At 41.4% G+C, this 13900-nt stretch carries 10 protein-coding genes and 1 pseudogene; all 11 read left to right on the top strand.

Features of this window, described 5'->3' with window-relative positions; all coding sequences use genetic code 11:
- Positions 1-67 precede the first annotated feature (67 nt).
- The gene (locus tag AB5935_RS20105) at positions 68-1354 is read left to right on the top strand and encodes a bifunctional folylpolyglutamate synthase/dihydrofolate synthase (RefSeq protein WP_007837206.1); all 1287 of its coding nucleotides are present in this window, start codon (positions 68-70) and stop codon (positions 1352-1354) included.
- A 94-nt stretch (positions 1355-1448) separates the two neighbouring features.
- Positions 1449-2543 (top strand): aldose epimerase family protein, encoded by a 1095-nt coding sequence (locus AB5935_RS20100; protein WP_038608948.1) that lies wholly within the window; start codon positions 1449-1451, stop codon positions 2541-2543.
- A gap of 46 nt (positions 2544-2589) precedes the next feature.
- Positions 2590-3930 carry an MFS transporter gene (locus tag AB5935_RS20095; RefSeq protein ID WP_007837202.1) on the top strand — a complete coding sequence of 447 codons (1341 nt, stop codon included), beginning with the start codon at positions 2590-2592 and terminating at the stop codon, positions 3928-3930.
- Between the two features lie 40 nt (positions 3931-3970).
- The gene (gene galK, locus AB5935_RS20090; protein ID WP_007837201.1) at positions 3971-5125 is read left to right on the top strand and encodes a galactokinase; all 1155 of its coding nucleotides are present in this window, start codon (positions 3971-3973) and stop codon (positions 5123-5125) included.
- A 197-nt stretch (positions 5126-5322) separates the two neighbouring features.
- A complete protein-coding gene (locus AB5935_RS20085) occupies positions 5323-6477 on the top strand; it encodes an aldose epimerase family protein (protein WP_007842438.1) in 1155 nt (384 codons plus the stop codon).
- Between the two features lie 26 nt (positions 6478-6503).
- Complete coding sequence (locus tag AB5935_RS20080; protein WP_038608945.1) at positions 6504-8246, top strand: sodium:solute symporter; 1743 nt, start codon at positions 6504-6506, stop codon at positions 8244-8246.
- Between the two features lie 75 nt (positions 8247-8321).
- Positions 8322-8999 carry an NUDIX hydrolase gene (locus AB5935_RS20075; protein WP_005846195.1) on the top strand — a complete coding sequence of 226 codons (678 nt, stop codon included), beginning with the start codon at positions 8322-8324 and terminating at the stop codon, positions 8997-8999.
- Between the two features lie 70 nt (positions 9000-9069).
- Positions 9070-9756 carry an L-ribulose-5-phosphate 4-epimerase gene (locus tag AB5935_RS20070; RefSeq protein ID WP_008652817.1) on the top strand — a complete coding sequence of 229 codons (687 nt, stop codon included), beginning with the start codon at positions 9070-9072 and terminating at the stop codon, positions 9754-9756.
- Between the two features lie 39 nt (positions 9757-9795).
- Entirely contained in the window at positions 9796-11325 is a 1530-nt protein-coding gene (araA, locus tag AB5935_RS20065; protein ID WP_007837196.1) for an L-arabinose isomerase, read from the top strand.
- A 102-nt stretch (positions 11326-11427) separates the two neighbouring features.
- On the top strand, positions 11428-13026 hold the full coding sequence (locus AB5935_RS20060) for a xylulokinase (RefSeq protein WP_038606017.1): 1599 nt from the start codon (positions 11428-11430) through the stop codon (positions 13024-13026).
- Positions 13027-13160: 134 nt separating this feature from the next.
- Positions 13161-13900, top strand: a pseudogene (locus AB5935_RS20055) (transketolase); the annotation flags it as partial.

Raw genomic sequence — 13900 nt, 5'->3', positions numbered from 1 at the left:
GAATACTAGGTTTTATATCTGCCTGGCATTCTTTTGTGACACTTTGCGGTAAATAAAAACATTTGCCATGAATTACGAAGAAACATTGGATTATTTATATAATAGTGCCCCATTATTCCAACATATAGGAAAAGATGCATACAAAGCAGGATTAGAGAATACTTATCTTTTAGACGAGTATTTCAACCATCCTCATCGCCAATTCCGAACCATTCATATAGCCGGGACCAATGGAAAAGGCTCTTGTTCACATACTTTAGCCGCCATTTTACAATCAGCCGGATACAAGACAGGACTTTACACTTCTCCACATCTGATAGATTTTCGTGAACGAATACGTGTCAACGGAATTCCTGTATCCAAAGAATATGTCATAGACTTTGTAGAAAAACACCGTGTCTTTTTTGAACCTCTGCATCCTTCTTTCTTTGAACTGACTACCGCAATGGCTTTCCACTATTTTGCCCAGAGCCAAATAGATGTAGCCATTATAGAAGTCGGCCTGGGAGGACGAATAGATTGTACAAATATCATCCGTCCGGATCTATGTGTCATAACTAATATCAGTTTCGACCATATACAATTTTTAGGTAATACATTAGCCAAAATAGCCACAGAGAAGGCCGGAATCATCAAAGAAAAGACTCCGGTAGTTATTGGTGAAACCACACCTGAAACCAAACCTATATTTACAACTCGTGCTAAAGAAGTAAACGCTCCTATCTACTTTGCAGAAGAAGAACAGTTATTACACTCCTCCAGTATAAATGAAAAAGGTAAACGAATATATCAAACAACCGACTACCTCAATCTGGAAGGCGAGCTGGAAGGACTTTGCCAACTTAAAAACACCAATACGCTTTTATCTGCCATCCGCCTATTAAAACAAGCAGGTTATCAGCTTACCGAAAGTAATATACGTAAAGGGTTCTCACAAGTATGTGAACTCACCGGTCTGATGGGAAGATGGCAAAAATTAGAAAGTGAACCGACTTTAATATGTGATACAGGACATAATGTAGGAGGAATTTCGTATATCATAGAACAATTAAAACATCAGAAATATGAACGATTACACATTGTAATAGGTATGGTAAACGACAAGGATATCAGTGGAGTATTGTCCATGCTTCCTAAAAATGCCACATATTATTTTACCAAAGCCAGTGTAAAACGCGCTTTATCCGAAAAAGAATTACAAAGCTTAGCGATGCAATCCAGGCTGCACGGAGATGCTTATCCTGATGTAGAAACCGCTGTAGCAGCCGCTAAAGAAAAAGCTAACAAAAATGACTTTATTTTTGTTGGAGGAAGCAGCTTTATCGTTGCGGATTTATTAAAATTTCACGTTTAGTCCGTTCACTTTTATAGAAAAAGTTTGGGAATACCGAAGAAAATCTTTTTATTTGCATTAGTTTTATACATACAATAAAAAGATTTTCAATAACATGATAAACACATCTACTTCCGATGAGAATTTATGTGGCCTGAAACGGGCCGATTTTCAGACAACAGTGAACGGGAAACAAACAGACCTCTTCATTCTGAAAAATGAAAACGGAGCTGAAATAGCTGTTACCAACTATGGTGGAGCAGTATTAGCTATTATGGTTCCGGACAAAAACGGTAAATATGCCAATGTCATTCAAGGACATGATAGTATAACCCATGTAATCAATAGCCACGAACCTTTCCTCAGTACTCTTATCGGTCGTTACGGAAACCGTATAGCAGGAGGCAAATTCATTTTAGAAGGGAAAGAATATTCACTGACTATCAACAATGGTCCCAACTCGCTGCATGGCGGTCCTACCGGATTTCATACCCGCATTTGGGATGCAGAACAGGAAACTCCACAAAGTTTGAAATTGCATTATTTATCTGCTGATGGCGAAGAAGGATTTCCGGGAAATTTGGATATTCACGTAACGTACACTTTAAGTAATCAAAATGAATTCATCATTACTTACCACGCTACAACAGACAAAACAACATTGGTAAACCTCACTCACCATGGTTTTTTCAGCCTATCAGGCATTGCCAATCCTACGGCAACCGTTGATAACAACATCGTAACCATTAATGCTGATTTTTATACTCCGATAGATAATGTATCAATCCCTACAGGCGAAATTGCCAAAGTAGAAGGTACTCCTATGGATTTTCGTACTCCTCAAAGAGTAGACAGTAGAATCAATGCCCCATTCGAACAGCTAAAATTCGGTGCCGGCTATGACCACTGCTATGTATTAAACAAACGTGAAGCAGGCACACTGAGTTTTGCAGCAAAATGTGTGGAGCCCGAAAGCGGTCGTAGCATGGAAGTATACACTACAGAGCCCGGCGTACAAGTTTATACTTCAAACTGGCATAATGGTTTCGAAGGTGCTCATGGAGCAACTTTCCCAGCAAGAAGTGCCATCTGTTTTGAAGCACAACATTTTCCTGATACACCCAATAAAGGCCATTTCCCTTCTTGTGTTCTACATCCGGGGGAAACTTACAGTCAAGTAACCATCTACAAATTCGGTGTAGAAAAATAATTTTATGAAATAACCTAATTTATAAACTTATAATTTTTTCAAGACCATGAATCAACAAAAACAGAACGGTAATATCATCGCTATCATTACAATGTTCTTCCTTTTCGCGATGATTTCCTTCGTTACTAATCTTGCTGCGCCTTTCGGCACAATATGGAAAAACCAATATGCAGGTGCCAATACCTTGGGTATGATGGGAAATATGATGAATTTCCTTGCATATCTGTTTATGGGGATTCCTTCAGGTAATATGCTTGTAAAAATCGGATATAAAAAAACAGCCCTCATTGCCATGGCAGTAGGTTTCATCGGTTTGTTTATCCAATATATTTCCAGTTTGTTCGGTGCAGATATAGACGTATTCAATTTAGGAGAATATGCCATTAAAATGAATTTTATTATCTACCTGCTTGGTGCCTTCGTCTGTGGTTTTTGTGTATGTATGCTGAACACAGTAGTTAACCCGATGCTAAATCTTTTAGGTGGTGGTGGTAACAAAGGTAACCAATTAATCCAAGCCGGTGGTGCTCTAAACTCATTGTCGGGTACTTTGACTCCGCTTTTCGTAGGTGCCTTGATTGGTTCTGTCACCCCTCAAACAGCTATGTCAGATGTAGCTCCTCTGCTTTTCATCGCAATGGGTGTATTCGTATCAGCGTTTATCGCTCTTTCATTCATCGCTATTCCAGAGCCCCATCTAAGAAAAGCAGGTCATGAAAAAGAGAAATTCTCTCATAGTCCTTGGAATTTTCGCCATACTGTATTAGGTGTAATCGGTATCTTTGTATATGTAGGCATTGAAATCGGTATTCCAGGCACATTAAATTTCTACCTTGCCGACCCAACGGAAAAAGGTGCGGGCCTGCTTGCCAACGGTGCCGCTATCGGTGGTGCTATTGCTGCCATCTATTGGTTGCTCATGTTAGTGGGACGTTCTGCAAGTAGTGTCATCAGCGGTAAAGTAGCTACACGCACACAATTGATTGTTGTTTCCGCAACAGCTATCTGTTTTATATTAATCGCAATCTTCACTCCAAAAGAAATCACTGTCTCTATGCCGGGATATAGTGTAGAAAATGGATTCGAAATGGCCTCTGTACCTGTCAGTGCCCTATTTTTGGTACTTTGTGGTTTATGTACGTCCATTATGTGGGGAGGTATCTTCAACCTCGCTGTAGAGGGTTTAGGCAAATATACCGCACAAGCTTCAGGTATTTTTATGATGATGGTTGTCGGTGGCGGTATCTTCCCATTATTGCAGCAATTCATTTCTGACGCTGTGGGATATATGGCCAGCTATTGGTTAATTATCGCTTTGCTTGCTTATCTGTTGTTCTATGGTTTGATAGGATGCAAGAACGTAAACAAAGACATTCCTGTAGAATAATTATAAAAACATATAGTATTAACTTTAAACTATTAATATCATGGATATAGAATACGTAAGAAGTCGCTTCATCAAACATTTTGATGGTACAACAGGTTCAGTATATGCATCACCCGGACGTATTAACCTTATTGGAGAACATACCGACTATAACGGTGGTTTTGTATTTCCCGGAGCAGTAGATAAAGGTATGATTGCTGAAATCAAACCTAATGGTACCAATAAGGTACGTGCTTATTCTATTGATTTAAAAGACTATGTAGAGTTCGGTTTGAACGAAGAAGATGCTCCTAAAGCCAGTTGGGCAAGATATATTTTCGGCGTTTGCCGTGAAATGATCAAACGTGGTGTAGATGTGAAAGGTTTTGACACTGCTTTTGCGGGTGACGTACCTTTGGGTGCAGGTATGTCTTCATCTGCTGCATTGGAAAGTACATACGCTTTCGCTATCAACGAACTTTTCGGCGACAACAAAATAGATAAATTTGAATTAGCCAAGGTAGGTCAGGCAACAGAACATAATTATTGTGGTGTAAATTGCGGTATTATGGATCAATTTGCATCTGTATTTGGAAAAGAAGGTAGTTTGATCCGTTTGGATTGTCGTTCATTAGAATATCAATATTTCCCTTTCAAACCGGAAGGTTACCGTTTAGTATTAGTTGACTCAGTAGTCAAACACGAATTGGCTTCTTCTGCATACAATAAGCGTCGTCAAAGTTGTGAAGCTGCCGTATCTGCCATTCAGAAAAAACATCCTCATGTAGAATTTTTACGTGATTGTACAATGGAAATGTTGCAGGAAGCAAAAGCCGAGATCAGTGAAGAAGACTATATGCGTGCAGAATACGTCATTGAAGAAATCCAACGTGTACTCGATGTTTGCGACGCTTTGGAAAGAGGTGATTACGAAACCGTAGGACAGAAGATGTATGAAACTCACTATGGCATGAGTAAATTGTATGAAGTAAGCTGTGAGGAACTTGATTTCTTGAATGATGTTGCTTTCGACTGCGGTGTTACCGGTTCACGTGTAATGGGTGGAGGTTTCGGTGGATGTACAATCAACCTAGTTAAAAATGAACTATACGAAACATTCATCACCACTGCCAAAGAAAGATTCAAAGAAAAATTCGGAAGAAGTCCAAAAGTTTACGATGTAGTCATCAGTGACGGTTCTCGCAAGCTGGTATAAAAAATATCTCAAATTCGCTAACATATGAAAAAACCGCTTTGAATCCAAAGCGGTTTTTTTCTTCTTTATGCTATAAAAGTGTAGGAAATACACTTTTATGTTGCACAACATACTCTTTTCATATCCAATGTATTAGTAATAGTGTTACTTTTACACCCAAAATCATATACTCTATTACTAATTAGTACTTTTATATCATGAAAAGCATGAAAAAAACCTTTCTGGGAACCGGTATCGCACTGACATTGTTAAGTGCTTGCGCTCCCAAACAATCTCAAGAAGCACTTACAAAGTCCGGATTAGCCCCCACTAATTATGAAACAATAGTGGATGGCGTAAAACCTGTTAAACTGTATACGCTAAAAAATGCAGCCGGAATGGAAGTATGCGTAACCAATTTTGGCGGACGTATTGTATCTATCATGGTCCCTGACAAAAACGGAAATCTAAAAGACGTAGTGCTGGGTTTTGACAGCATTGCTGACTACCAAAATATTCCCAGCGACTTCGGTGCTTCTATCGGACGCTATGCCAACCGTATTAATAAAGGAGTCATCGTAATAGATGGAGAAACCATTCAACTGCCCCAAAATAATTTTGGCCACTGCCTGCATGGAGGTCCTAAAGGATGGCAATACCAAGTTTATGAAGCAAACCAATTAAACGACAGTACTATGACACTAACTATGAAGTCACCAGATGGAGATGCCAATTTTCCGGGAAATGTAACCGCTACTGTTACTTATGCACTGACAAGAGACAATGCCATCGACATAAACTACAAAGCGACAACTGACAAAAAGACTGTTATCAATATGACTAACCACTCTTATTTCAACTTGAGTGGAAACCCTGCCAATCCAGCCACCGACCATATTCTTTATGTAAATGCAGACAGCATCACTCCCGTTGACAGCACATTCATGACCACTGGAGAAATGATAGCAGTAACAGAAACTCCATTTGATTTCAATACTCCTAAAACTATTGCCCCCGATGTGACTAATTTTGAAAACGAACAAATAAAATTCGGCAACGGGTTCGACCACAATTGGGTACTTAACACGAAAGGTGATATCAACCAACTGGCTGCCAAACTGACCAGCCCCACTAGTGGTATCACTTTGGAAATATATACTAATGAACCGGGAATACAAGTCTATACAGGCAACTTTTTGGATGGAACTGTAAAAGGGAAAAAGGGAATTACTTATCCGCAACGCGCGTCTGTTTGTCTGGAAACACAGCACTATCCCGACAGCCCCAACAAATCACAATGGCCTTCTGTAATCCTGGAACCGGGACAGACCTATCACAGCCAATGTATCTTTAAATTCGGTGTTGAAAAATAATTGTTAAACTTTAAATATTTAATATCATGAATTGGAATTCACATGAATTCATCTGGCTGGACTGGACAATACTGGCAGTCGGCATTGCAGCTGTGATATGGGCGGTATGGCGCTCTGTACAAAAAGACAAACGCTCGCAACAAGGAGCAAGCAGTGAAGATTATCTATTTGGTAAAGGTGAGCCATGGTACATCATTGGTGCTGCTATCTTTGCAGCCAATATCGGTTCGGAACATCTGGTAGGTTTGGCAGGAACCGGTGCCAAATCCGGAGTAGGTATGGCACACTGGGAAATGCAAGGTTGGATGATTCTTCTTCTAGGATGGCTTTTTGTTCCATTCTACCAACTATTAAACAATAAAATGGGCAAAATCATTACCATGCCCGATTTCCTTAAATACCGTTATACCCCACGTACCGGTTCATGGCTTTCTATCATCACATTGATAGCCTACATTCTTACTAAAGTTAGTGTAACCGCCTATACCGGAGGTATCTTTTTGGAATTTTTACTTGGACTTCCTTTTTGGTATGGGGCAATCGGACTTATTGTCTTGACCGGCATCTTCACCGTACTGAGTGGAATGAAAGGAGTAATGACCCTCTCAGCTATTCAAACCCCTATTTTAATCATTGGTTCTTTCTTGGTTCTTTTCCTGGGACTGTCAGCCTTGGGAGACGGTAATATTGCTACAGGATGGACAGAAATGATGGATCATGCGCGTAGCGCCATGAATATAGGAGCAGACGGACACGCTTATGGTGCCAACCATATGTTTCACTGGACTGAAGCAGACCCGATGTATCAAGATTATCCTGGATTCTGGGTATTTATCGGAGCTTCTATCATCGGTTTCTGGTATTGGTGTACCGACCAGCATATCGTACAGCGTGTACTTGGACAACGTAAAGGCGAAGATAATGATGTAGTAATGAAGCGTGCCCGTAGAGGTACTATTGCAGCCGGTTATTTTAAAATCCTGCCTGTCTTCATGTTTCTTATTCCGGGGATGGTAGCTGCCGCCTTAGCTGCAAAAGGTGAATTTGATATGTCAAATACAGATGCAGCTTTTGCTGTAATGGTAAAGGATGTTCTGCCTGCCGGTGTAAAAGGTATTGTAACTATTGGATTCATCTGTGCATTGGTTGCTTCACTGGCTGCTTTCTTTAATTCATGTGCCACACTTTTTACAGAAGACTTTTACAAACCCATGTTTAAGAACAAAAGTGAAGCTACTTATGTTATGGTAGGACGTATCGCTACCGTAGTTGTAGTTATCCTCGGCATGGCATGGATTCCTGTAATGATGAGTCTCGGCAGCCTTTACGACTATCTGCAAGGTATACAGTCTCTCCTTGCACCTGCAATGGTAGCCGTATTTGCACTTGGTATATTCTCCAAGAAAATCACTCCGAAAGCCGGTGAAACTGCCATGATTGTCGGTTTCCTAATTGGTATGATCCGTTTGCTGACTAATATCCTCACCAACACCGGAAAAGATGTGATGACCGGCTGGTTTTGGGAAAATACAACTTGGTTTTGGCAGACAAACTGGCTTATTTTTGAAATATGGTTACTTGTATTCCTTTTGTTGTTAATGGTTGTTGTATCATGCTTCACTCCGGCTCCAACCGCCAAACAAGTGGAAGCCATCACCTTTACCGGCAGTTACAAGGAACTTATCAGAAAGAGCTGGAACAAATGGGATGTTATAACCTCTTTAGGTGTAGTTCTGCTTTGCGCACTATTCTATGCTTATTTCTGGTAAACCATAAATTAAAGGCTGTATGCTTTGAATTATCTTGAAGAATACAGCCTGTTAATTTTAAACCGACACTAAACCATGACCACCTATTATAACATAAATCCTAAATTCTATGTATCTGTAGACTGTATCATTTTCGGTTTTGACGAAGGAGAATTAAAACTGCTTCTACTAAAACGAAATTTTGAACCAGCTATGGGAAAATGGTCTTTGATGGGAGGATTCGTACAAGAAGACGAAAGTGTAGACGCTGCCGCCAAACGGGTATTGGCAGAACTGACCGGATTGGAAAATGTATATATGGAACAAGTAGGCACATTTGGCGACTTAGAGCGCGATCCAGGAGAACGAGTTATATCAGTAGCCTATTATGCTTTAGTCAATGTAAATGAATATGACAGGGAACTAGTGCAGCAGCACAATGCTCATTGGACAAAAATAGACGAACTGCCACAGCTCATTTTCGATCATCCGATCATGATTTCCAAAGCACGTGAACTAATGAAGCACAAAGCATCATACAATCCAATTGGTTTTAACCTGCTGCCCGAATTGTTTACCCTGACACAGTTGCAAAATCTATATGAAGCAATCTATGGCGAACCGATGGACAAGCGGAATTTCCGCAAGCGGGTAGCCGAAATGGATTTCATTGAAAAAACAGATTTGATAGACAAATCAGGTTCCCGACGAGGTGCTTATCTTTATAAATTTAATGATAAGGCCTACAGAAAGGATCCGAAATTTAAACTTTAAAATAATGTGCCGATGCAATAATTTGCCAATTGACAAATTAGCATATTGCCACATTACCCAATTATTCATTATGTTAGAAAAATTAAAAGAAAAAGTATTCCGTGCCAATCTGGATTTGGTGAAACACGGACTAGTTATTTTTACATGGGGAAATGTTTCTGCCATTGATCGTGAAACAGGCTTGGTAGTAATCAAACCCAGTGGTGTATCATACGATGATATGAAAGCTGAAGACATGGTTGTAGTAAATCTGGACGGCAACGTGGTAGAAGGTTCTCTTCGTCCGTCTTCAGATACTCCCACCCATGTAGTTCTATATAAAGCATTCCCCGAAATAGGTGGAGTGGTACATACCCACTCCACCTATGCCACCGCCTGGGCACAAGCCGGAATGGATATTCCCAATATCGGAACGACTCATGCCGATTATTTCCATGACGCCATTCCTTGTACCGCAGATATGACAGAAGAGGAAGTAAAAGGTGCCTACGAACAGGAAACAGGCAATGTGATTGTGAAACGTTTCAAGAAACTGAACCCTGTACATACTCCGGGAGTACTAGTAAAAAATCATGGTCCTTTTGCATGGGGAAAAGATGCCAATGATGCTGTGCATAATGCAGTAGTCATGGAACAGGTAGCCAAAATGGCAAGTATCGCTTTTGCCGCCAACCCTCATTTAACGATGAATTCTTTATTAATAGAAAAGCATTTCAGCCGCAAACACGGTCCCAATGCCTATTATGGACAGAAATAAGAAACAAAGAAATTAATAACCCTTTTAAAATATAACATTATGGAAAAAGCATTTGATCAGTATGAAGTATGGTTTGTAACAGGAGCACAGCTTCTGTACGGAGGTGACGCAGTTGTAGCAGTAGACGCTCACTCCAATGAAATGGTAAACGGATTGAACGAATCAGGGAAACTTCCTGTAAAAGTAGTATATAAAGGAACAGCCAATTCTTCTAAAGAAGTGGAAGCAGTGTTCAAAGCAGCCAACAACGATGAAAAATGTATCGGTGTCATCACTTGGATGCACACTTTCTCCCCTGCTAAAATGTGGATTCACGGTCTGCAGCAGTTAAAGAAACCACTGTTACATCTACACACTCAATTCAATAAGGAAATTCCTTGGGATACCATGGATATGGACTTCATGAATCTGAATCAATCCGCCCATGGTGACCGCGAATTCGGACATATCTGTACCCGTATGCGCATCCGCCGCAAAGTAGTGGTAGGTTACTGGAAAGACGAAGACACCCAGCACAAGATTGCCGTTTGGATGCGCGTTTGTGCAGGTTGGGCAGACTCTCAGGATATGCTGATCATCCGTTTCGGCGATCAGATGAATAATGTAGCTGTAACTGACGGTGATAAAGTGGAAGCAGAACAACGTATGGGGTACCACGTAGATTACTGTCCGGCAAGCGAACTGATGGAATACCATAAAAATATCAAGGATACAGATGTAGAAGCACTTGTAGCAACTTACTTTAACGAATACGACCACGATGCTTCATTAGAAGATAAATCAACCGAAGCTTATCAGAAAGTATGGAATGCTGCAAAAGCCGAATTAGCTCTTCGTGCCATCCTCAAAGCCAAAGGCGCTAAAGGATTCACTACTAATTTTGATGATTTGGGCCAAACAGACGGCAGCTACTTCGATCAGATTCCGGGACTGGCTTCCCAGCGTCTGATGGCTGAAGGCTACGGATTCGGTGCGGAAGGTGACTGGAAATCAGCAGCTCTCTACCGCACTGTATGGGTGATGAACCAAGGACTTTCCCAAGGTTGTTCTTTCTTGGAAGATTACACATTGAACTTCGATGGTGCAAACAGTGCTATCCTGCAATCACATATGCTGGAAGTTTGTCCTCTTATCGCCGCTTCCAAACCACGTCTGGAAGTACACTTCCTAGGTATAGGTATTCGCAAGAGCCAGACAGCCCGTCTTGTATTCACTTCAAAAGTAGGTTCAGGTTGTACCGCCACTGTAGTAGACTTGGGTAACCGTTTCCGTCTGATCGTGAACGACGTAGAATGCATCGAACCGAAACCGTTGCCCAAATTACCGGTTGCTTCCGCCCTGTGGATTCCGATGCCTAATTTCGAAGTAGGTGCAGGCGCATGGATCCTGGCAGGTGGAACACATCATTCTTGCTTCTCTTATGATCTGACAGCAGAATATTGGGAAGACTATGCTGAAATTGCAGGTATCGAAATGATCCGTATTGACAAAGATACTACCATCAGCAACTTCAAGAAAGAGCTTCGCATGAACGAAGTCTACTATATGCTGAACAAAGCACTTTGCTAATTCATCCATGAAGAGGGGATGTGTCAAGGCTAATAAGATTCTTGGCACATCCCACCTTATTTTATCATCATTATTGTTGTACCTTAAATTATAGGTTTTAATATGAAATCAGATGCAAAATCAACCATCGAAGCAGGAAAAGCTATTCTAGGCATAGAATTCGGATCAACGCGAATCAAAGCTGTTTTGATTGACCAGGAAAACAAGCCCATTGCCCAAGGAAGCCATAGCTGGGAAAATCAATTGGTAGACGGACTGTGGACTTACAGTGTGGAAGCTATCTGGCATGGCCTGCAAGACTGCTATGCAGATCTCCGTTCCAACGTAAAAAAGCTATATGACACAGAAATAGAAACCTTGGCAGCAATCGGTGTCAGTGCCATGATGCATGGTTATATGGCATTCAATAAAGAAGAAGAAATCCTTGTACCTTTCCGTACATGGAGAAACACCAATACTGGTCCGGCAGCAGCCGCTTTATCTGAATTATTCGTATATAATATTCCTCTGAGATGGAGCATTTCTCATTTATACCAAGCTATTTTAGACAATGAAGAGCACGTAAGTGACATTGACTATCTGACCACCCTTGCAGGTTTCATTCATTGGCAAATTACAGGTCAAAAAGTTCTGGGCATAGGTGATGCATCAGGAATGCTTCCCATAGACCCGGCTACCAAGAATTATTCTGCCGGAATGATAGCCAAGTTCGACAAGTTGGTAGCTCCTAAAGGATACCCCTGGAAACTGACAGATATCCTGCCCAAAGTCTTACCCGCCGGCGAGAATGCAGGGTTCCTTACACCAGAAGGTGCCAAGAGGCTGGACGTGTCGGGCCATTTAAAAGCAGGTATACCTGTCTGTCCTCCGGAAGGAGATGCCGGAACTGGCATGGTAGCAACCAACGCTGTCAAGCAACGTACCGGGAATGTATCAGCAGGCACTTCCTCATTTTCCATGATTGTGTTGGAAAAAGAGTTGTCCAAGCCATACGAAATGATTGACATGGTCACCACTCCCGACGGAAGCCTTGTAGCTATGGTACATTGCAACAACTGCACCTCCGACCTCAATGCCTGGATCAATCTGTTTAAAGAATACCAAGAACTGCTGGGTATACCTGTAGATATGAATGAATTATATGAAAAACTTTACAATCATGCGCTCGCAGGTGATGCAGATTGCGGTGGTCTTATTTCATATAATTATATTTCAGGTGAACCCGTGACAGGACTTGCCGACGGAAGGCCATTGTTTGTACGTTCTGCAAATGACAAATTCAGCCTCGCCAACTTCATGCGTACCCATTTATACGCTTCAGTCGGAGTTCTTAAGATAGGTAATGACATTCTTTTCAATGAAGAGAAAATCAAAGTAGACAGAATCACAGGACACGGCGGATTATTCAAGACGAAAGGTGTAGGCCAGAGAATACTTGCAGCAGCTATAAACTCCCCTATTTCCGTAATGGAAACTGCCGGTGAAGGTGGCGCATGGGGAATCGCCCTGCTAGGTTCTTACCTTGTCAACAATGAAAAGAAACAATCCCTGGCAGATTTTCTGGAAGACAAAGTATTCGCCGGTGATGCCGGTATTGAAATATCGCCAACAGCCGAAGATGTAGCCGGATTCAACACATATATCGAAAACTATAAGGCAGGACTGCCTGTTGAAGAAGCAGCGACCCAATTTAAGAAGTGAGTCAAACAGGTTTAAAAAAGAGCCTCTTTACATGTTGTGGTTTACACATAAAGAGTTATCTTTGCAGATATTAAATAAAATAGCAAGGATAAATCGACTCACTAATAGCATTCAAATTATAATATTATTTTAATATGAACGAAAAGAAACTTATGAACCGTGCAGCGGACAACATCCGTATTCTGGCTGCTTCGATGGTAGAGAAAGCTAATTCAGGACATCCGGGTGGAGCTATGGGTGGCGCTGATTTTGTGAATGTACTTTTCTCTGAGTTTTTAGTTTACGATCCTGAAAATCCGCGTTGGGAAGGACGTGACCGTTTCTTCCTTGATCCAGGCCACATGTCACCGATGTTATATTCCACTTTGGCACTGACCGGCAAGTTCACCATGGAAGAACTGGCACAGTTCCGTCAATGGGGAAGTCCGACTCCGGGACACCCTGAAGTGGACATCATGCGCGGTATTGAAAATACTTCCGGTCCGTTAGGACAAGGACACACTTTTGCAGTAGGTGCTGCTATCGCTGCCAAATTTCTGAAAGCCCGTCTGGGTAATGTCATGGACCAGACTATCTATGCCTATATATCCGATGGTGGCATTCAAGAAGAAATTTCTCAGGGTGCAGGACGTTTGGCAGGTCATTTGGGACTGGACAATCTGATCATGTTTTATGATTCAAACGACATCCAGCTGTCTACCGCTACCGATGCTGTTACCAGCGAAGATGTTGCCAAGAAATACGAAGCATGGCACTGGAAAGTAATTATTATCAATGGTAATGATCCCGATGCAATCCGCACAGCTCTGACAGAAGCGAAAGCCGTAACCGGTCAGCCCACATTAATTATCGGTAAGACCATTATGGGTAAAGG

It is taken from the genome of Phocaeicola sp. RTP21198st1_B8_RTP21198_201120, assembly GCF_040929485.1.
In the GTDB taxonomy this organism is placed as follows: Bacteria; Bacteroidota; Bacteroidia; order Bacteroidales; family Bacteroidaceae; genus Phocaeicola; species Phocaeicola dorei.
Note: the sequence above shows the minus strand (reverse complement) of the source record. Positions and strands in the feature narration are given on the sequence as shown.

What these genes read in the sequence shown, in the direction of transcription:
- AB5935_RS20105 (WP_007837206.1), top strand. Translation starts at nt 68, where the DNA reads ATGAATTACGAAGAAACATTGGATTATTTATATAATAGTGCCCCATTA.
- AB5935_RS20100 (WP_038608948.1), top strand. Translation starts at nt 1,449, where the DNA reads ATGATAAACACATCTACTTCCGATGAGAATTTATGTGGCCTGAAACGG.
- AB5935_RS20095 (WP_007837202.1), top strand. Translation starts at nt 2,590, where the DNA reads ATGAATCAACAAAAACAGAACGGTAATATCATCGCTATCATTACAATG.
- galK (WP_007837201.1), top strand. Translation starts at nt 3,971, where the DNA reads ATGGATATAGAATACGTAAGAAGTCGCTTCATCAAACATTTTGATGGT.
- AB5935_RS20085 (WP_007842438.1), top strand. Translation starts at nt 5,323, where the DNA reads ATGAAAAGCATGAAAAAAACCTTTCTGGGAACCGGTATCGCACTGACA.
- AB5935_RS20080 (WP_038608945.1), top strand. Translation starts at nt 6,504, where the DNA reads ATGAATTGGAATTCACATGAATTCATCTGGCTGGACTGGACAATACTG.
- AB5935_RS20075 (WP_005846195.1), top strand. Translation starts at nt 8,322, where the DNA reads ATGACCACCTATTATAACATAAATCCTAAATTCTATGTATCTGTAGAC.
- AB5935_RS20070 (WP_008652817.1), top strand. Translation starts at nt 9,070, where the DNA reads ATGTTAGAAAAATTAAAAGAAAAAGTATTCCGTGCCAATCTGGATTTG.
- araA (WP_007837196.1), top strand. Translation starts at nt 9,796, where the DNA reads ATGGAAAAAGCATTTGATCAGTATGAAGTATGGTTTGTAACAGGAGCA.
- AB5935_RS20060 (WP_038606017.1), top strand. Translation starts at nt 11,428, where the DNA reads ATGAAATCAGATGCAAAATCAACCATCGAAGCAGGAAAAGCTATTCTA.